General features: G+C 63.4%; 18 protein-coding genes and 1 pseudogene. 13 read left to right on the top strand and 6 right to left on the bottom strand.

What is annotated here, in order from left to right:
• Position 1: 1 nt before the first annotated feature.
• Positions 2-823 (bottom strand): enoyl-CoA hydratase, encoded by an 822-nt coding sequence (locus tag NKI15_RS25025; RefSeq protein ID WP_023689473.1) that lies wholly within the window; start codon positions 821-823, stop codon positions 2-4.
• Between the two features lie 146 nt (positions 824-969).
• Here NKI15_RS25025 and NKI15_RS25020 point away from each other — a divergent pair, with 146 nt between their 5' ends.
• From NKI15_RS25020 to rpsI, 3 genes are all read left to right on the top strand, one after another.
• Positions 970-1,434 carry a PaaI family thioesterase gene (locus NKI15_RS25020; RefSeq protein WP_023693292.1) on the top strand — a complete coding sequence of 155 codons (465 nt, stop codon included), beginning with the start codon at positions 970-972 and terminating at the stop codon, positions 1,432-1,434.
• A gap of 216 nt (positions 1,435-1,650) precedes the next feature.
• A complete protein-coding gene (rplM, locus tag NKI15_RS25015; RefSeq protein ID WP_023669409.1) occupies positions 1,651-2,115 on the top strand; it encodes a 50S ribosomal protein L13 in 465 nt (154 codons plus the stop codon).
• Position 2,116: 1 nt separating this feature from the next.
• On the top strand, positions 2,117-2,599 hold the full coding sequence (gene rpsI, locus NKI15_RS25010) for a 30S ribosomal protein S9 (RefSeq protein WP_023669408.1): 483 nt from the start codon (positions 2,117-2,119) through the stop codon (positions 2,597-2,599).
• 130 nt (positions 2,600-2,729) lie between these two features.
• On the opposite strand, the gene NKI15_RS25005 is transcribed toward rpsI, so the two are convergent.
• Entirely contained in the window at positions 2,730-3,629 is a 900-nt protein-coding gene (locus NKI15_RS25005) for a LysR family transcriptional regulator (RefSeq protein ID WP_023693291.1), read from the bottom strand.
• Between the two features lie 91 nt (positions 3,630-3,720).
• On the opposite strand from NKI15_RS25005, the gene NKI15_RS25000 reads away from it, so the two are divergent.
• The gene (locus tag NKI15_RS25000) at positions 3,721-4,593 is read left to right on the top strand and encodes an aldo/keto reductase family oxidoreductase (protein ID WP_023693290.1); all 873 of its coding nucleotides are present in this window, start codon (positions 3,721-3,723) and stop codon (positions 4,591-4,593) included.
• A 199-nt stretch (positions 4,594-4,792) separates the two neighbouring features.
• Here the strand turns inward: NKI15_RS25000 and NKI15_RS24995 are convergent.
• Positions 4,793-4,995 (bottom strand): annotated as a pseudogene (locus tag NKI15_RS24995) (glycerophosphodiester phosphodiesterase family protein); the annotation flags it as partial.
• A 141-nt stretch (positions 4,996-5,136) separates the two neighbouring features.
• Here NKI15_RS24995 and speB point away from each other — a divergent pair.
• The 3 genes from speB (at position 5,137) to NKI15_RS24980 (ending at position 7,995) form a co-directional block, all read left to right on the top strand.
• Positions 5,137-6,138 (top strand): agmatinase, encoded by a 1,002-nt coding sequence (gene speB / locus NKI15_RS24990; RefSeq protein ID WP_023669405.1) that lies wholly within the window; start codon positions 5,137-5,139, stop codon positions 6,136-6,138.
• A 29-nt stretch (positions 6,139-6,167) separates the two neighbouring features.
• A complete protein-coding gene (argC, locus tag NKI15_RS24985; protein WP_023682318.1) occupies positions 6,168-7,094 on the top strand; it encodes an N-acetyl-gamma-glutamyl-phosphate reductase in 927 nt (308 codons plus the stop codon).
• Between the two features lie 61 nt (positions 7,095-7,155).
• On the top strand, positions 7,156-7,995 hold the full coding sequence (locus tag NKI15_RS24980; protein WP_023739331.1) for an aminoglycoside phosphotransferase family protein: 840 nt from the start codon (positions 7,156-7,158) through the stop codon (positions 7,993-7,995).
• Between the two features lie 53 nt (positions 7,996-8,048).
• Here NKI15_RS24980 and NKI15_RS24975 read toward each other — a convergent pair whose 3' ends face one another.
• A complete protein-coding gene (locus tag NKI15_RS24975; protein ID WP_023697425.1) occupies positions 8,049-9,173 on the bottom strand; it encodes a COX15/CtaA family protein in 1,125 nt (374 codons plus the stop codon).
• A gap of 151 nt (positions 9,174-9,324) precedes the next feature.
• On the opposite strand from NKI15_RS24975, the gene NKI15_RS24970 reads away from it, so the two are divergent.
• Complete coding sequence (locus NKI15_RS24970; protein WP_023669401.1) at positions 9,325-9,540, top strand: DUF2842 domain-containing protein; 216 nt, start codon at positions 9,325-9,327, stop codon at positions 9,538-9,540.
• Positions 9,541-9,555: 15 nt separating this feature from the next.
• Here NKI15_RS24970 and NKI15_RS24965 read toward each other — a convergent pair whose 3' ends face one another.
• Positions 9,556-10,614, bottom strand: a complete 1,059-nt coding sequence (locus tag NKI15_RS24965) for a polysaccharide deacetylase family protein (RefSeq protein ID WP_023753606.1) — start codon at positions 10,612-10,614, stop codon at positions 9,556-9,558.
• A 91-nt stretch (positions 10,615-10,705) separates the two neighbouring features.
• Here NKI15_RS24965 and NKI15_RS24960 point away from each other — a divergent pair, with 91 nt between their 5' ends.
• Positions 10,706-11,935, top strand: a complete 1,230-nt coding sequence (locus tag NKI15_RS24960) for a GNAT family N-acetyltransferase (RefSeq protein WP_023753607.1) — start codon at positions 10,706-10,708, stop codon at positions 11,933-11,935.
• 3 nt (positions 11,936-11,938) lie between these two features.
• Here NKI15_RS24960 and NKI15_RS24955 read toward each other — a convergent pair whose 3' ends face one another.
• Positions 11,939-12,649 (bottom strand): GntR family transcriptional regulator, encoded by a 711-nt coding sequence (locus tag NKI15_RS24955; protein WP_352515017.1) that lies wholly within the window; start codon positions 12,647-12,649, stop codon positions 11,939-11,941.
• Positions 12,650-12,913: 264 nt separating this feature from the next.
• On the opposite strand from NKI15_RS24955, the gene NKI15_RS24950 reads away from it, so the two are divergent.
• The 4 genes from NKI15_RS24950 to NKI15_RS24935 all read left to right on the top strand — a co-directional run bounded on the left by NKI15_RS24950 (position 12,914) and on the right by NKI15_RS24935 (position 17,317).
• Positions 12,914-14,014, top strand: coding sequence for an ABC transporter ATP-binding protein (locus tag NKI15_RS24950; protein WP_352515016.1), 1,101 nt, complete (start codon positions 12,914-12,916; stop codon positions 14,012-14,014).
• A gap of 35 nt (positions 14,015-14,049) precedes the next feature.
• Complete coding sequence (locus NKI15_RS24945) at positions 14,050-15,339, top strand: ABC transporter substrate-binding protein (RefSeq protein WP_352515015.1); 1,290 nt, start codon at positions 14,050-14,052, stop codon at positions 15,337-15,339.
• Between the two features lie 246 nt (positions 15,340-15,585).
• Positions 15,586-16,497, top strand: a complete 912-nt coding sequence (locus NKI15_RS24940) for an ABC transporter permease (RefSeq protein ID WP_352515014.1) — start codon at positions 15,586-15,588, stop codon at positions 16,495-16,497.
• A 1-nt stretch (position 16,498) separates the two neighbouring features.
• Positions 16,499-17,317, top strand: a complete 819-nt coding sequence (locus NKI15_RS24935; RefSeq protein ID WP_352462912.1) for an ABC transporter permease — start codon at positions 16,499-16,501, stop codon at positions 17,315-17,317.
• The last annotated feature ends 2 nt before the right edge of the window (positions 17,318-17,319 follow it).

Here is a 17,319-nt window from a genome sequence, read left to right as displayed (position 1 = left end):
CCTATTCGTCCGTCCATTCCGGTTTGCGCTTGCCGATGAAGGCGCCGATGCCTTCCTCGGCGTCGCGGGCCAGCATGTTCTCGACCATGACGCGGCCGGTATAGGCATACGCGTCCGCCAACCCCATCTCGGCCTGCGCGTAAAAGGCTTCCTTGCCGGTCTTGACCACCAGAGATGATTTGGAGGCAATGGTTTGCGCGTATTTGGTGACGATCTGATTCAGGTATTCGCGCGGCACGACGCGGTTGACCAGGCCGAATTCCTTGGCGGTTGCGGCATCGATGGTCTCGCCGGTGAGCAGCATTTCCATGGCGTGCTTGTGAGACACGTTGCGTGACAGCGCCACCATCGGCGTCGAACAAAACAGGCCGATATTGACGCCCGGCGTGCAGAAGGTCGCTTCATGCGAGGCAATGGCGAGGTCGCAACTGCAAACCAGTTGCAGCCCCGCAGCGGTGGCTAGGCCATCGACTTCGGCGATGATCGGGAGCGGATGGCGCACGATCTGCTGCATCAACGCCGCGCAAGCCGAAAATGTCTGCTCGAAAAACCCCTTGCCCTTGTCGGCGTCGGCGCGGCGCGCGGTCATTTCCTTGAGATCGTGACCGGCGCAGAAGACTTTCCCGGCGGCCGCCAAGACGATGACGCGGACCGATTTGTTGGCCTTGGCACGGTCGAGCTCGGCGCTCAATGCCGCCATGACGGAAAGCGACAAGGCATTGGCGGGCGGATTGGCGAGCGTCAGGCGCAGCACGCCCTTGTCCAGCCCGGCGATGACCGGCCCGTCTATGGCAACAGGTTTGATCGAAAGGATTTCGGCCATGACAAGGGTCTCCGCGATTCCGCCGGGCGCCGCCAGACTATCTAATATCGGATCGAGTTTCATCAACACCCATCGCTTGCGCCAGAGGTGTTGCCAGAAGCGCATCATTGCGTTCATACAGGCCCGGCATAGAACGAGAGACCGACATGCCCGCCCAGGACAATCTCAAGCCGGTGCTGACGGCGGCTGAAGTCAATGCGCTGATGGCCAGCGTCTACCCCCAGCTCAACGACGAGTTCACGTCGTATGAGGCGCTCGATGTGTTTCCCGGCGGCTGCACGGTGCGGCTCAACGCCAGCGAACGGCATTTGCGTCCCGGCGGCACGGTGTCCGGGCCCTCGCTGTTCACGCTGGCCGACATTGGCGGCTATGTCTGCGTGCTCAGCCATGCCGGGCCGGATGCGCTTTCGGTTACCGTCAACCTCAACATCAATTTTGTCCGCAAGGCCGAAGCCGGGCCGATCGACGGCCATTGCCGCATCCTGAAGCTGGGCAAGAGCCTGATGGTGTTCGATATCGACATCGTCGCCGGACCGAAGGGACACACGGTAGCGCATGCGACCGGCACCTATTCGATCCCGCCGAAGCGCGCCGCCGATGTGGTAAAATAATACCTTTTGATCAAACCTTTGTTTTTATTACACTTTACGAGCAGACGTGCTTTTCCCGCGCCTTGACGTGCACCACCCCCTCGCCTATAAGCCGTCACGAAGCAGCGGCCCGCAAAGGCCGCCGTTTTGTTATTGGCGGCGGGCAAGTGCCTTGTCGCCAATCCAAGCAACAAGAAACGCCTTCTTCGGAAGGTCAAAATCGAAAGCAGAAAATCCATGGCAACCTTTTCGCAGAAGCCTGCGGATGTGGTGAAGAAGTGGGTGCTGATCGACGCCGAGGGTCTCGTCGTCGGCCGTCTCGCCACTGTCATCGCCAATCATCTTCGCGGCAAGCACAAGCCCACCTTCACCCCGCATGTCGACGACGGCGATAACGTCATTGTCATCAATGCCGACAAGGTGGTGTTCACCGGCAAGAAGTTCACCGACAAGGTCTATTACTGGCACACCGGTCACCCCGGCGGCATCAAGGAGCGCACCGCGCGCCAGCTGCTCGAGGGCCGTTTCCCCGAGCGTGTCGTCGAGAAGGCCGTCGAACGCATGATCCCGCGCGGGCCGCTCGGCCGTCGCCAGATGAAGAACCTCCGCGTCTATGCAGGCACGGAACATCCGCATGTCGCCCAGCAGCCCGTCACCCTCGACGTCGGCGCGCTGAACGCCAAGAACAAGAAGGTTGCATAAGATGGCTGAGCTTTCCTCGCTCGCAGAATTGGGCGCCGCCACCGGCAACACCAACACCCAGCCGGCAGCACCCGTCCATGTCCAGAAGCTCGACAAGTCGGGCCGCGCCTATGCCACCGGCAAGCGCAAGAACGCCATCGCCCGCGTCTGGGTGAAGCCGGGTTCGGGCAAGATCGTCGTCAACGACAAGGAATTCGCGACCTATTTCGCGCGTCCGGTCCTGCAGATGATCCTCAACCAGCCGATCATCGCTTCCAACCGCGCCGGCCAGTACGACATCGTCGCCACCGTCATCGGCGGCGGCCTCTCCGGCCAAGCCGGTGCCGTTCGTCACGGCATTTCCAAGGCGCTGACCTACTACGAGCCGGCACTGCGCGCCGTGCTCAAGAAGGGCGGCTTCCTGACCCGCGACAGCCGCGTCGTCGAGCGCAAGAAGTACGGCAAGGCGAAGGCCCGTCGTTCCTTCCAGTTCTCGAAGCGCTAAGCGCTGCGACGTTCCAGACATCGAAAGGCCGCCTCCGGGCGGCCTTTTCTTTTGGGTCTCGGCAGTCACCCCACCCGGCGCTTCGCGCGAAGCGCCGGGTGGGGTGATGGCGCCGGCCTCGGTTCAAGTCTCAGAACTTGCCGGCCTTGATGTAATCGATAAACGCCCGTAGCGGCGCTGGAACCAGACGCCGTCCGGGATAGTACAGAAATGGTCCGGGAAAACTCTGCCACCACGGTTCGAGCACGGGCTCCAGGGCGCCGCTTTCGAAGTGAGGGCGAAGCCAGCCCTCGAAGAGAGCGACGATGCCGCTGCCGGCAATGGCCGCATGGACGGCAAGATCGCTCGCCCCGCCGATCCGCACGATCAACGGCCCCGTCGTGTCGACACGCACCACCTCGCCGTCGCGCTCGAATTCCCACGGCAGCATCGCACCGCTGGCAAAACGACCGCGCAGACAAGCATGGCCAAGCAGGTCGCTCGGGTGCTGCGGCCGCCCATGGCGCTCGAGATAGGCGGGGCTGGCGCCAGTGGCGAAGCGCTGGACGCGCGGTCCGATCGGCACCGCGATCATGTCCTGCTCCAGTCGCTCGTCATAGCGGATGCCGGCGTCGCAGCCCGCCGCCAGCACGTCGACGAAGTTCTCATCGGCGATGACCTCCAGCCGAATGCCGGGATAGGCGGCGAGGAAGCCCGGAACGATGTCGGGCAATATCAGCCGCGCGGCGCTGACCGGGACGTTGAGGCGCAGCGAACCGGCCGGCCTGTCGCGAAAGCCATTAACCACGTCGAGGGCCGCCTCCACCTCCGACAGCGCCGGGCCAAGCCTTCCCAAGAGGCTGAGGCCTGCGTCGGTTGGAACAACGCTGCGTGTCGTGCGGTTGAACAGCCTGACGCCGAGCTGCGTCTCCAGGCGGCGCACCGCTTCGCTCAGGCCCGACGCGCTGCCGCCGCCGGCGCGAGCCCCTTCGCGAAAACCGCCGGCACGCGCCACCGTCACGAAAGCATTCAGATCGCCAAGATCCATCATTGTTCGCCATTCCGCACAAGCTGTACGGATTGTACCTTATTATCCCAAGGTTGAGCAGCGTCTATCTTCGCCTCCTCAAAGGAGATCGACCATGTCCACCATCCAAAAATCCGGCACATTCACCCTCGGCAGCCACACCGTGAAACGGCTCGGCTACGGCGCCATGCAACTTGCCGGCCCGCACGTTTTCGGTCCGCCGAAAGATCGGGACGCGGCCATTGCTGTGCTGCGCGAAGCGGTGGCGTCCGGGGTCAACCACATCGACACCAGCGACTATTATGGCCCGCATGTCACCAACCAGCTGATCCGCGAAGCGCTGGCGCCCTATCCGCAAGACCTCGTCATCGTCACCAAGATCGGGGCGCGGCGCGGCAGCGACGGCTCATGGCTGCCTGCCTATTCCGCCAAGGAACTTGAGCAGGCCGTGCACGATAATCTCAGGAATCTCGGTCTTGAGGTGCTGGATGTCGTCAATCTGCGCATCATGTTCGGGGTGATGGGTCCCGCCGAGGGCTCGATCGAGACGCAGTTGACGGCGCTTGCCGAACTGCAGCGGAAGGGCCTGGTGCGCCATATCGGCCTGAGCAACGTCACCCCTGCGCAGGTCGAGGAAGGCCGTGGGATCGCCGAGATCGTCTGCGTGCAGAACCAGTACAATCTGGCGCATCGCGACGACGACGCGTTGATCGATGAACTGGCGCGCGCCGGCATCGCCTACACGCCGTTCTTCCCGCTCGGCGGCTTCAGCCCGCTGCAGTCGTCGACCTTGTCGGATGTGGCCACGCGGCTCGGCGCCACACCCTTGCAGGTTGCGCTCGCCTGGCTGCTGCGCCGCTCGCCGAACATCCTGCTGATCCCGGGGACGTCGTCGGTCGGGCATTTGAGAGAGAACCTGGCGGCGGCGGAACTGGAGCTGTCGGCTGATGTCCTGAGGGAATTGGATGGGGTGGCGAAAGCGGCGTGAAGATTTTGCGGGCGGCGCTGTCACCCCACCCGCGCCTTCGGCGCGACCTCCCCATCGAGGGGAGGTAGGAGGTCGCGGCAGCCTTGCATGCCTCGCAATCGCTACGACTGTCGGATCTAAAGCGCCAACGCCCTACCTCCCCTCGATGGGGAGGTCGGCGCGCAGCGCCGGGTGGGGTGATGGCGCCGACGTACGATTTCTAATTGATACTCGCCGTATTCGCGGCTCGGCCGGCTTCCCTCATCCACATAAGGCGCCCGAAACCCATCGGCCCCCAGCCAGCCAATCGCAGCCTTCGGTTCTTCGGTCTGGATGATGGTGGCGCCGCGTTCGGCCCAGAAACCGTGTCTCGGCCGGCATGCCGGCCCGCACCGCCAGTTCATCGCCGCGGCCGCCGGAGAGGAGTCGCCGGGCCTTGCGCCTTGGCGATACAAATCCTGTGTCGCCCCTCTAGAACGCTATGGCGTTTCGCCAAGCTGTGACTGGCATCTTGCGTGCCGGTTCTGTAGTTGTGGCAGCCCGATGAACAAAGAAGGACCCGTAATGGCGAACCAGACCATCGACAACGCCTTCACCGCCCGCTCCAAGACGGGGCCTTCCTTCGAGCCGACCTATGCCGGCGCGCTGTCGTTCATGCGGCGCAAATACACCAAGGATGCAAAGGGCGCGGACGCCGTCGTGTGGGGCATTCCGTTCGATGCCGCCGTCACCAACCGGCCGGGCGCGCGCTTCGGGCCGCAGGCGATCCGCCGCGCCTCGGCGATCCTCGACAACGACCCGCAATATCCGTTCTCGCGCGACCTGTTCGAGCATCTCGCCGTCATCGACTATGGCGATTGCCTGCTCGATTCGGGCAATCACCAGAAGACACCAGGCACGATCGAGCGCGAGGCGGCGAAGATCCTGAAATCGGGTGCCTTCCTGTTGTCGCTCGGCGGCGATCATTTCGTCACCTGGCCGCTGCTCAAGGCACATGCCGCCATCCACGGGCCGCTGGCGCTGGTGCAGTTCGATGCGCACCAGGACACCTGGCCTGACGATGGCAAGCGCATCGACCATGGTTCGTTCGTCGGCCGCGCCGTCAATGAAGGCATCATCGACCCCGACCGCTCGATCCAGATCGGCATCCGCACGCATGCCCCCGATACGTTCGGCATCAAGATCCTTTACGGTCACGAGATCGAGGAGATGCGGGCTTCCGACATCGCCTATGCGATCGTCGACCGCACCGGCGGCAGGAAGACCTATCTCACCTTCGACATCGACTGCCTCGACCCGGCCTTTGCGCCCGGCACCGGCACGCCGGTTGCCGGCGGACCGTCCTCGGCGAAAATCCTGTCGACGCTGCGCCAGCTCGGCCAGGTCGATATTGTCGGCGCCGACGTCGTCGAGGTTGCGCCGGCCTATGATCACGCCGATATAACGGCGATCGCCGGCTCGATGGTGGCCATGCACTATCTCGGCCTGGTGGCCGAGCGAAAAGCGCGGGCGGAAGAGCTGAACAGCGGCAACCATGGCGCGGCAAACCATGGCCAGGGCATATAGGCCTGAATTAGCAGGGAATTGACGGGCACATGAAACCGAAAATCTTCATCGATGGCGAACACGGCACCACCGGCCTGCAGATCCGGGCGCTGCTGGCCGAGCGCGGCGACCTCGAGATCATCTCGATCCCGGCCGAGCGCCGCAAGGAAACGGCGGCGCGCGCCGAGTTCCTCAATGCCGCCGATGTCGCCATCCTGTGCCTGCCGGATGCGGCTGCCAAGGAAAGCGTGTCGCTGATTGCCAACGACACCACCAAGGTGATCGACGCCTCCACGGCGCATCGCGTCGCCGAGGGCTGGGAATACGGTTTTGCCGAGCTGGACAAGGATCAGGCCAGGATCATCGCCAATGCGAAACGCGTCGCCAATCCCGGCTGCTGGCCGCAAGGGCCGATCGCGACGCTGCGGCCGCTGGTCGCTGCCGGTCTGCTGCCGGCGGATTTCCCGATCACGGTCAATGGCATTTCGGGCTATTCGGGCGGCGGCCGGCCGATGATCGAGGACTATGTCGCCAAGGGCGAGGATGCCTCTGAATTCCAGGTCTATGGGCTGACCCTGCAGCACAAGCATGTGCCGGAGCTGCGCACCTATGCGAAGCTGTCGCACGATCCGATCATGCAGCCGGCGGTCGGCAATTTCGCCCAAGGCATGATCACGGTGGTGCCGCTGCAGCTCGGCGGGCTTGACCATGTGCCGGCCGGCGCCGAACTGCACGCGGCAATCGCCGACCATTTTGCCGCCATCAAGGGCGGCGTGGTCGAGGTAGCTCCTTACGAGCACGTGGAGCGCCTGCCCGAGATCAATCCCGAGGTCTATAACGGCACCAATCGGATGAAGGTCTATGTCTTTGCCAATGACGACAGGGCGCAGGCGCTGCTGATTGCGGTCTATGACAATCTCGGAAAGGGCGCCTCGGGTGCTGCCGTTCAGAACATGGATCTGATGCTCGGCCTTTAATTCAGTTGGAGAGAGCATGTTGCCCGAAAACCGCTTAACACTTTTCGGCATCACGCTCTGAATGGACGCGCCTGCATTTCCAAAGCGCTGGAAGATCAGCGCGCCCGAGCTCATTGCGGAGACGTTTTCGAGCCGCATCTGGAAGGTGCGGCGTGAGGACGGCTCGCCGGCCATCGTCAAGGCGCTCAAACCATTCGACGATGTCGAGGACGAGTTGCGCGGCGAGCACTATCTCGCATGGCGGCGCGGCGAAGGCGCGGTGCGGCTGCTTGGCCGAGACGGCCACCGCATGCTGCTCGAATATGCCGGCGACACCCTGCTTTCCGACGTTCTGGCCAAAGAAGGCGACAACGCCGCGACCGCAATTGCGGCCGAGTTGATGGGGAGACTGTTCTCGCCCACAAGACACCCTGCCCCGCCGGACCTGCAGCCGCTGCGGACACGGTTTGCCAGCCTGTTCAAAAAGGCCGGAGCCGATCGCGACGCCGGAGAGCACAGCCTCTATATCGAGGCCGCCGAAATCGCGGACCGGCTGCTCGATGCCCCGCATGCGGTCAAGCCGCTGCATGGCGACCTGCATCACGACAACATTTTGCACGGTGCGCGCGGCTGGCTGGCGATCGACCCGAAGGGCGTGGTCGGCGATCCCGGCTTCGACGCCGCCAATCTGTTCTACAACCCACTGGGGCGCGACGACCTCTGCCTCGATCCCGAGCGCATCGCGCATATGGCCGAGATCTTCGCCAGGACACTCGGCCAGACGCCGGCTGCCATTCTCGACCATGCCATCGCCTATGGCTGCCTGTCGGCCGCATGGCATCATGAGGACGAGAATGCGGTCGACGAGAACCGCGAGCTGTCGGTTGCGGGAGTGATCCGAAAGGTGCGGCTCAGCTTCTGACCGGCGCAGCCTCGCGCGTTAGACGTAGCGAGGCAGTTCGTTCGCGAAATAGATTATTGCGACGGCCAAGACACCGTAGACGATGTACCTGCGTTCATGGGCGGCCGCGTTGGCAGTGGATAGGCGCCTTTGGTGCCGCGCCAGTGGGCGGCGGCAAATCCCAGCAGGACAAGCGCGAAGGCCTGATGGGTCAGCGCCATGTGCAGCGGCACCTGCATCAGCAGCGTGCCGATGCCGATCGAGGCCTGGACCAGCACCAGCAGAAACAGCAGCGTCGCGCGGCGTGCGTGTGTCGTGCCTGGTAAACGCCGGCGTGTCGCGATCATGTGCCAGAGCGCGACGGCAAAGACCGTGTAGGCGCCCAGTCGGTGGACGAACTGCACCGTCTTCGGGTTCTCGAACAAGTTGCGCCAGGCCGGCTCGAGCAGAAGCAAATCTGACGGGATCACCTTGCCGTCCATCAGCGGCCAGGTGTTGTAGCTCAGGCCGGCGTCGAGCCCTGCGACCAGGCCGCCGAGATAGATCTGGATCAGCGCCAGCAGCACGATGAAGCCGGCCAGCCTTTGTGTCGGCCGGTCGGCGGCAGGCTCCGAATGCGGCGCCAGCCCGCGCGCGACCACCATGGTGGCAGTGAAGATCAGGGCGGCAAGCGTCAAATGCGTGGCCAGCCGGTACTGGCTGACGGAGACGCGGTCGACCAGGCCGGAGGCCACCATCCACCAGCCGATGGCGCCTTGCAGGCCACCAAGCAGCAGAATACCGACCAGCTTTGGCCCAAGGCCGCGCTCGATGCGGCGCGTCGCCCACAAGACCAGCAACGGCAGGCCGAAGACCAGGCCGACACTGCGCGCCAGGATACGGTGCGCCCACTCCCACCAGAAGATCGACTTGAAGGCATCGAGGCTCATGCCCTTGTTGAGCTCGGCATATTGCGGAATCTTCTGGTAGAGCTGGAATTCCTCCTGCCACTCCGCGTCATTGAGCGGCGGTATCACACCGTGGATCGGCTTCCACTCGGTAATCGACAGGCCGGAATTGGTGAGCCTGGTGGCGCCGCCAACCAGCACCAGCGCAAACAGCACCAGAAGCACGACATAAAGCCAGCCGCGCAGCAGAGCCCGGTTTTGCAGATCGCGATCGCGGTCAATGTAAGGCGCGGCGGCTGATATGGCGGCCATGGGCTGGTCCCGGCAGGTTGACGTGGCGGATTGGTGAACCATCGCAACCCGGCTGACAAGACCGGACGGCGCGGCACGCCGTCGCGCCGCAAGTCACGGGTTGCACGCGCCCCCGGTTGGGCCTAAGCGGAGGCGATCAACGAGAACGCTCATGCCCATCCGCCTGAAAAAGCTGATCGGAACCTTCCTGCTGGTGGCGCTTGTCATCATCTATGCGCTGGTCGCGTCGATCATAGCGGTCGCGCAGCTGTCGCAATCCAGCCCGCTGGTGCATTTCCTGTTTTTCCTGTTCAGCGGCCTGTTCTGGGTGCTGCCTGCGATGGGCATCATCAAATGGCTGATCCTGGAGCCGCCGCCGAAAGGCTGAAGCGCCCGACCCAGGTTAGATGGTGACGACCATTTTGCCGGCATTGGCCAGCGGCGTCGTCACGCCCGACAACATGGTGCGGATATGGGCGACACTCTGGTAGCGGCCGTTGACCGAAATGCGCGGCAGCGCGTGCAGGAAGCCGGCGTGCTCGGCGTGCAGCACGCCGTGGCGAGTGGTCACCGCCGAGGCGTAGCCGGCGTCGCGGGCAAAGCCCACTTCGCGGCAGCCGACAGCGCTGGCGTAACCATAGGGGTAAGCGAGATGACGGGGGTCTTCGCCGAGCTGCGCCTGCAGCTGGCGCCTGACGTCGACGATTTCATGGCGCGCATCGGCTTCGTCGAGCCGCTTCAGATTGCGGTGGTTGACCGTATGCGCGCCGATCGTCACCAGCCTGTGCCCGGCCACGGCGCGGATATCGTCCCAGGTCATTAGCGTGCTTGGGCGCAAGCCATCGAGGTCGATGCCGTTCGAGCGCGCCAGATCGCGCAGCACGGCGCGCTGATCCTCCTCGCGCACCTCGAGCGTCAGATAGGCATGCAGACGCGCATTGGCGTGGAGTTTCTTGCCGTGGGTCGAGCAGTCGATGGTCACCGGCCCCTTCGGCATCGCCAGCGTCAAACGCTCCCGCGCGTTGACGATATCCTCGACCACGTCCCACCATAAATCGGCGCTGCCGTCGATCAGACCCGGCGCGACATAGATGGTGATCGGCGCGTCGTGCTTTTCCAGCACTGGCAGCGCTTCGGTCATGTTGTCGCGATAGGCGTCGTCGGCGGTGATGGTGGCGAACTGGCCGTCCTTGCCGCCGGCCTTGATGCGCTCGATCGCCTCGTCGAGGGTGACGAAGGCATAGCCCCTCGCCTTCATGTCGGCGACGAGAGCGTCGAGAAATCGCGGGGCGATGTTGAGGTGGCGGTTGACGCCGTCCGGCTTCTCCGGCGTGGCGGTGACCCGATGCAACATGAGGATTGCGCCAATGCCGCCGACGAACGGCTTGGCCAGCGGTGCAAGGCCGGTAAAGCGGGCGATATTAAGCGCCAGTTTCCGAACTGCCTCACCACCGTCGATCATTCATTCACCTTTTGCGCCTAGGCTCGATCCAAGCACGGAACGCGCCGACGCGAACTCCTGATCGCGACGAATACGCCTTAAGGATTGAGGTATGGTTGACGCCACCGCGTCATTTGACGGCAATCGGCTCGCCGCAAGCAAGGCGTCTGCGCGCACGCCGGATGCCGACCAGACCAGTCTGTCGGTGTCGATCGCAGATGCTGCCGCGCTCGCCTCTTACGGCGAATTCTGCCGTTCGGCGCTGTTTGCGCCGGCGCAAAGCGCGGCCTGGGTTCGTGCCTGGACGGCGCAGGCCAATCCCGATGCCGTCATTGCCACGCTGACAATCGAGGACAGGCCGGTCTTTGCACTGGCACTGGAAATCACGCGAACTGGTCCATTCCGCGTCGCCCGCTTCATGGGCGGGCGCCATGCCAACGGCAATTTCGCCGCCGCCGATCCGGCATGGCTGGCAAAGGCCGATGCCGGGGGGATCCGCAGGCTGGTGACGGCGATCGGCAAGGCGCGTCCCGACATCGATCTCGTTGCCTTGGAAAGGCTTCTGCCCGACCTCGATGGCGTTGCCAATCCGCTGGCGGCGTTCTCCAACTTTCCGAGCCCAAACCTGTCGCTCGCCGTCAATCTCGACGGTGGTTTCGATGCGCTGCTGTCGCGTGTGGGCGGCAAGCGCAAGCGCAAGAAGCACCGTTCGCAGACACGCAAGTTCGAGGCGGTCGGCGTTCATCGCCGCATCGAGGCGCAGACACCGGAAGACGTGAACCGGCTGCTCGACGCTTTCTTCGAGATGAAGGAGTTCCGCTTCGCCAAGATGGGCATCGCCAATGTCTTCGGCGAGCCGGAGGTGCGGGCTTTCTTCCGTGCCCTCTTCGCCGGCGCGCTGGCCGAGGAGAAACCGGCCTTTGTGCTGCATGGGCTCGAAGTGGCCGGCAAGCTGCGCGCAATCACCGGCTCGAGCCGCTCGGGCAAACGCCTGATCTGCGAATTCGGCGCCATCGCCGAGGACGATCTCGGCCACACCAGCCCCGGCGATTTCCTTTTCTTCGACATCATCGAGGAAGCCTGCCAAACAGGCTTCGATGTCTATGATTTCTCGGTCGGCGACGAGCCCTACAAGCGGCTCTGGTGCGATATCGAGACCCAGCATTTCGAGGTGCTGGCGCCCCTGACGCTGAAGGGACGCGCCCTGGCGTCGGCGCTGCGGCAGGGCGCACGGGCGAAAGCCTTCATCAAGAACAACCCGACGGTCTGGAAGCTGACCAAGATGCTGCGCCGCAAGGCCGCCGGACAGGCAGCGCCCGCTCCCACGGACGACGAAAACTAGCGTTCAGAAATTCAGCGCTTCGCGGAGCGCCGGGCCGGTCCTGACCCGCAGGTCGAGATCTGCCTCGATGTGGTCGATATGGTGCAGCATCAGCCGGCTCACCAACCCGCAATCGCCGCTTTCCAGCGCGCCGACCATTTCCGTGTGCTCACTGTGTCCGCAGGCCGACACGCCAGATCGTCCGTAAAGGGCGATCACCAGCGACGAACGCGCCACCAGCTCCTCCATGAAGCGCTGCAGGATGGCATTGCCGGCGACGGAGGCGAGCAGCAGATGGAAGTCGCCCGACGCCTTGATTTCGGAGCGCCGGGCGGTTGGGCCGCGCTCGGCGATGAAGCGGCCCTCCTCGTCGAGCTGCGCGCGGAACGCAGCGATATCGGTGGCTGTGACCCGCCCACAGGCGGCAATGGCTATGCCCGGCTCGATCAGCCGGCGCGATGCGAACACCTGGCGCGCTTCGTCGGGCGAAGGGTTGGCGACGAAGGCGCCACGGTTGCGCTCGGTACGCACCAGCCCCTCGAAGGACAGCATCTGCAGCGCCGCGCGCGCGACCGTGCGCGAGACATCGAAGAGCGTGCCGACCTCGCCTTCCGACAGCTTGGTGCCGGGCGTCAGCCGACGGTCGACGATGGCGTCCCGCAGATTGTCGCGAATCGCCTGGGCGCGATCCTGGTTGGCGCTGTCGGCGGAATGGATCTGATCGGCAATGTTCATGGCGATGATGGTTCCCAGCCTCTTCTAGCGCAACTCGTCGCCTGCCTACGAGAGGCAAAGTGGACACCAAGCGAAAAAAGATTGCATACGATTCTTGCGCGGATCGCGCACAATCGCCCATAATTTGTGCAATGCACAAGATAGCCCACCGGCTAGGCAGTGGGCAAGAACCCCGATTTTGCTGGCGATTCAAACGCTTGGGCCGATTGCCGCCGATTGGCACGCATAATGCATTGGTTTATGCGACCAAACGGGGAAGCCTGAATGTCCAAAGCCGCCGAGATCGACATCGTCTCCGTTTCGAAAGTGTACGGAACGACGACTGCCGTCGAGGCCATCAGCCTGAAAATACCGGCAGGCACCTATTGCTGCCTGCTTGGCCCCTCCGGCTGTGGCAAGACCTCGACGCTGCGCATGATCGCCGGCCACGAAAGCATTTCGTCGGGCGATGTCCGCCTCGGCAACATTGTCGTCACCGACCTGCCGCCGGCAAAGCGTGGCACGGCGATGATGTTCCAGTCCTATGCGCTGTTTCCGCATCTCGACCTTGTCGACAATGTCGCCTTCAGCCTGAAGATGAAGGGCGTCGACAAGGAGCAGCGCCGTGCCAAGGCGCTCGACATGCTCAAGCTGATGCAGATGGAGGCCTATGCGACGCGCCGGCCGGCGCAGCTTTCCGGCGGCCAGCAGCAGCGTGTTGCACTCGCCCGCGCTCTGATCACCGATCCCGAGGCGCTGCTGCTCGACGAGCCGCTGTCGGCACTCGACCCGTTCCTGAAGATACGCATGCGCGCCGAGCTGAAGAAATTGCAGACCTCGCTTGGCATCACTTTCGTCCACGTCACCCACAGCCAGGAAGAAGCCATGGCCTTGGCGGACCTGATCGTGGTGATGAATGACGGCCGCATCGAACAGGCGGCGCCGCCGCGAGATGTGTTCGAAAGGCCGGCCACCGCCTTCGTCGCGCGCTTCATGGGCGACCACAATGTCATCTCCGGCCGGGTCACCGGCGCGCGCGACGGCATGGTCGTCTTCGACGTCGATGGTGGCGCCTCGCTCGCCGCCCGCGGGCAAGGCCGGGAGGCGGGCCAGGAGGTTGGCACGCCGATCGACATCGCCATCCGCACCGACCATGTGCGCATCGGCGAAGCACCCTCTCCCGGCCTCGGCTTCACCGGCATCGTCTCCAACATCGAATATCGCGGCGCCACGGTGAAGCTGTCGGTCACCGGCGGCGGCATCGACGATTTCACCGTTATCATCGACGATTCCGACTTCTTCGCCAAACCCGTCGCCCTTGGCGACGCCGTACCGCTCGCCTGGGATTCCGAGGACGCTATCGTCCTCGGCCGCCTTCATTCATGAATTCAACCAAGCAAAACAAAAACAGGGGAATAGGAATGACAAAAACAGTAGAAACAAAGACCGGAATTTCGCGCCGTTCGTTGCTCAAGACAGGTGCCGCCGCCGTCGGCCTCGCCGCCGGTTCGGGCGCCATTACAGGCTTCCCGACCATCTGGGCGCAGTCCAACATCACGCTGCGCCAGTTCGGCACCGGCGTGTCGAACCTGAACGCCATCGCCGACAAGTGCAAGGCCGACCTCGGCATCACGCTGGAAATGACGGCGACCGATTCCGATGCCGCGGCCCAGCGCGCCGTGACCCAGCCCGACAGCTATGACATCGCCGACATCGAATACTGGATCTGCAAGAAGGTGTTCCCGAGCGGCGTGCTGCAGCCGATGGATGTCAGCAAGCTGAAATATTACGACGAGCTGGTGCCATTGTTCAAAACCGGCAAGCTGACCCCCGACAGCGTCATTGCCCAAGGCACCGCGCCGCACACGGTCGGCTATGTCGAAGCGCAGGACTCAAAGACCTTCGCCAAGGCGCCGACCAACTGGTTCACCATGGTGCCGACGATCTACAACGCCGATACGCTAGGCATCCGGCCCGACCTCGTCGGCCGCGACATCACCACCTGGGCCGACATCATGGACCCGGCCTTCAAGGGCAAGACCGCGATCCTTAACATCCCGTCCATCGGTATCATGGATGCGGCCATGATCATGGAGGCCACAGGCAGCATCAAATATGCCGACAAGGGCAACATGACCAAGGAAGAGATCGACAAGACGATCGACTTCCTCATCAAGGCCAAGCAGGCCGGCCAGTTCCGCGCCTTCTGGAAGTCGTTCGACGAGAGCGTCAACCTGATGGCATCGGGCGAAGTGGTCATCCAGTCGATGTGGTCGCCGGCCGTCGCCGCCGTCCGCTCCAAAGGCATCGCCTGCCGCTTCCAGCCGCTCAAGGAAGGCTACCGCTCATGGGGCGGCGGCCTTGGACTTGCCGCCCATCTCAAAGGCGCCGAGCTCGACGCGGCCTACGAATACATCAACTGGTATACGTCGGGCTGGGTCGGCGGCTATCTCAACCGCCAGGGCTACTATTCCGCCAATATGGTCTCGGCCAAGAAGTTCATGTCCGAGGACGAATGGGGCTACTGGATCGAAGGCAAGCCGGCCAAGGGCGAGATCAAGGCGCCGGACGGCACCGTCATGGAAAAGGCCGGCGCCGTGCGCGACGGCGGCTCGTTCGAAGAGCGCATGGGCAAAGTCGCCTGCTGGAACTCGGTCATGGACGAGGACCGCTACATGGTGAAGCGCTGGAACGAGTTCATCGCGGCGTAAGCTAGCGGGTCAACGGGACATGCCTCATTCCTTCGCGCCCCCCTCTGTCCTGCCGGACATCTCCCCCTCAAGGGGGGAGATTGGATATCGCTTTGGTTTTCGCCAATCTCCAACTTCATGGAAAGAGGCGTCGAGGCAGAAGCTGCCGATCTCCCCCCTTGAGGGGGAGATGTCCGGTAGGACAGAGGGGGGCGCGAAGGATCACAGCCAAGGAAATCTTCTCATCCCGGTGCGAAGGTGTTCCGCATGACCGTGGTTCTCGAACGACCCGCAATCACCGCCGCCAGCCCGATGAGACGCCGGCGCTTCTCCATCAGTGCCGTCACGCCCTACCTCCAATCGGCGCCGCTGGCGCTCATCCTCGGTGCGTTCCTGCTCTTGCCAATCATCATGATCGTCGTCGTCTCCTTCTGGGATTATGACTTCGCCGCCATGTATCCGGATTTCCTGACGACGAACTATTCCGACGTGCTGGGATCATGGGTCACCTGGAAGACCTATCTCAACACCATCAAATTCGCTGCTATCGTCTGGGCGCTGACCTTGTTCATCGGCTTCTGGGTCGCCTATTTCCTCGCCTTCCATATCCGCACCAGCGCCATGCAGATGGTGCTGTTCCTTGTCTGCACGGTGCCGTTCCTGACCTCCAACATCATCCGCATGATCTCGTGGATCCCGGTGCTTGGCCGCAACGGGTTGATCAACTCGACGCTGGTGCAATTGGGGCTGGTGCCAAAACCCATCGAATGGCTGCTCTATTCGGAATTCGCCGTGGTGCTGGCCATGGTGCATCTCTACACGCTGTTCATGGTAACGCCGATCTTCAACACGCTCATGCGCATCGACCGCTCGCTGGTCGAGGCCGCGCGCGATGCCGGCGCGTCCGGCTGGCAGGTCTTGTGGAACGTCGTCATCCCGCTGGCCAAGCCCGGCATGGCGATCGGCACCATCTTCGTCGTCACGCTGGTGATGGCCGATTTCTCCACCGTGCAGGTGATGTCGGGCGGCCAGAGCGCGTCGGTCGCACTGATGATGAAGAACCAGATGTCGCTGCTGCAGTATCCCGCAGCCGCCGCGAATGCCGTGGTGTTGCTGGTGTTGGTGCTCTTGATGGTCGCCGGCATCCTGCGCATCGTCGACATCCGCAAGGAGCTTTGAGGTGAGCCACGAAAAACGCACCCTCGAATTCTATGTGCTTGCGGTCTTCTTCACTCTGTTCGTGCTGTTCCTCTACGGCCCGCTGTCGGCGATCCTGATCCTTTCTTTCCAAGGCGAGACCGGCGGCCTCACCTTCCCGCTCAATGGCGTGTCGCTGCACTGGTTCGCCAATCTGTTCGAGCGCCAGGCGGTCGGCGATTTCGGCGGCAGCTTCAAGCGCTCGCTCGTGCTCGGCCTCATGGTGATGATCGTCACCGTCGTCGTGTCGCTGCTGGCAGGGCTCGCTTTCCGGCAAAAATTTCGCGGCGCCACCGCTTTGTTCTACCTGGCGGTCGCCAGCCTCGTCGTACCCTCGATCATCATTTCGCTCGGCATCGGCGTCGTCTTCCAGCAGGTCGGCTTCCGCCCAGCCTGGTACACATCGGCCTTCGGCGCGCACCTGACCTGGACCTTGCCCTTCGGCGTGCTCATCATGTTCGCCGTCTTCAACCGCTTCTCGCCCGCCTATGAGGAAGCCGCGCGTGACCTGGGCGCCAACTCCTGGCAGACCTTCGCCCATGTCGTGCTGCCGATGATCGCGCCGAGCCTGATCGGCGTCGGCCTGTTCGGCTTCACGCTGTCCTATGACGAGTTCGCCCGCACGCTGATGACGTCGGGCACCTTCAACACGCTGCCGCTCGAGATCTACGGCATGACCACCAATGTCACGACGCCGGTGCTCTATGCGCTGGGCACGGTGACCACAGTGTTCTCCTTCCTGGTGATCCTGGCCACACTGGGCGCCATCCTCTATGTCGGCCGCAAGCGGGCCAGGGTTTGATC

The sequence above is a fragment of the Mesorhizobium sp. M0862 genome, assembly GCF_040319795.1.
GTDB lineage: Bacteria > Pseudomonadota > Alphaproteobacteria > Rhizobiales > Rhizobiaceae > Mesorhizobium.
The sequence above is the reverse complement of the archived record's forward strand: the minus strand, read 5'-3'. Positions and strand labels throughout refer to the sequence as shown.

Bases quoted from the DNA above. Each gene is read 5' to 3' on its own strand.
- rpsI (WP_023669408.1), top strand. From the start codon at position 2,117: ATGGCTGAGCTTTCCTCGCTCGCAGAATTGGGCGCCGCCACCGGCAAC.
- argC (WP_023682318.1), top strand. From the start codon at position 6,168: ATGAAACCGAAAATCTTCATCGATGGCGAACACGGCACCACCGGCCTG.
- NKI15_RS25020 (WP_023693292.1), top strand. From the start codon at position 970: ATGCCCGCCCAGGACAATCTCAAGCCGGTGCTGACGGCGGCTGAAGTC.
- NKI15_RS24940 (WP_352515014.1), top strand. From the start codon at position 15,586: ATGACCGTGGTTCTCGAACGACCCGCAATCACCGCCGCCAGCCCGATG.
- rplM (WP_023669409.1), top strand. From the start codon at position 1,651: ATGGCAACCTTTTCGCAGAAGCCTGCGGATGTGGTGAAGAAGTGGGTG.
- NKI15_RS24960 (WP_023753607.1), top strand. From the start codon at position 10,706: ATGGTTGACGCCACCGCGTCATTTGACGGCAATCGGCTCGCCGCAAGC.
- speB (WP_023669405.1), top strand. From the start codon at position 5,137: ATGGCGAACCAGACCATCGACAACGCCTTCACCGCCCGCTCCAAGACG.
- NKI15_RS24950 (WP_352515016.1), top strand. From the start codon at position 12,914: ATGTCCAAAGCCGCCGAGATCGACATCGTCTCCGTTTCGAAAGTGTAC.
- NKI15_RS24955 (WP_352515017.1), bottom strand. From the start codon at position 12,649: ATGAACATTGCCGATCAGATCCATTCCGCCGACAGCGCCAACCAGGAT.
- NKI15_RS24975 (WP_023697425.1), bottom strand. From the start codon at position 9,173: ATGGCCGCCATATCAGCCGCCGCGCCTTACATTGACCGCGATCGCGAT.
- NKI15_RS24945 (WP_352515015.1), top strand. From the start codon at position 14,050: ATGACAAAAACAGTAGAAACAAAGACCGGAATTTCGCGCCGTTCGTTG.
- NKI15_RS25005 (WP_023693291.1), bottom strand. From the start codon at position 3,629: ATGATGGATCTTGGCGATCTGAATGCTTTCGTGACGGTGGCGCGTGCC.
- NKI15_RS24970 (WP_023669401.1), top strand. From the start codon at position 9,325: ATGCCCATCCGCCTGAAAAAGCTGATCGGAACCTTCCTGCTGGTGGCG.
- NKI15_RS24965 (WP_023753606.1), bottom strand. From the start codon at position 10,614: ATGATCGACGGTGGTGAGGCAGTTCGGAAACTGGCGCTTAATATCGCC.
- NKI15_RS24980 (WP_023739331.1), top strand. From the start codon at position 7,156: ATGGACGCGCCTGCATTTCCAAAGCGCTGGAAGATCAGCGCGCCCGAG.
- NKI15_RS25000 (WP_023693290.1), top strand. From the start codon at position 3,721: ATGTCCACCATCCAAAAATCCGGCACATTCACCCTCGGCAGCCACACC.
- NKI15_RS25025 (WP_023689473.1), bottom strand. From the start codon at position 823: ATGGCCGAAATCCTTTCGATCAAACCTGTTGCCATAGACGGGCCGGTC.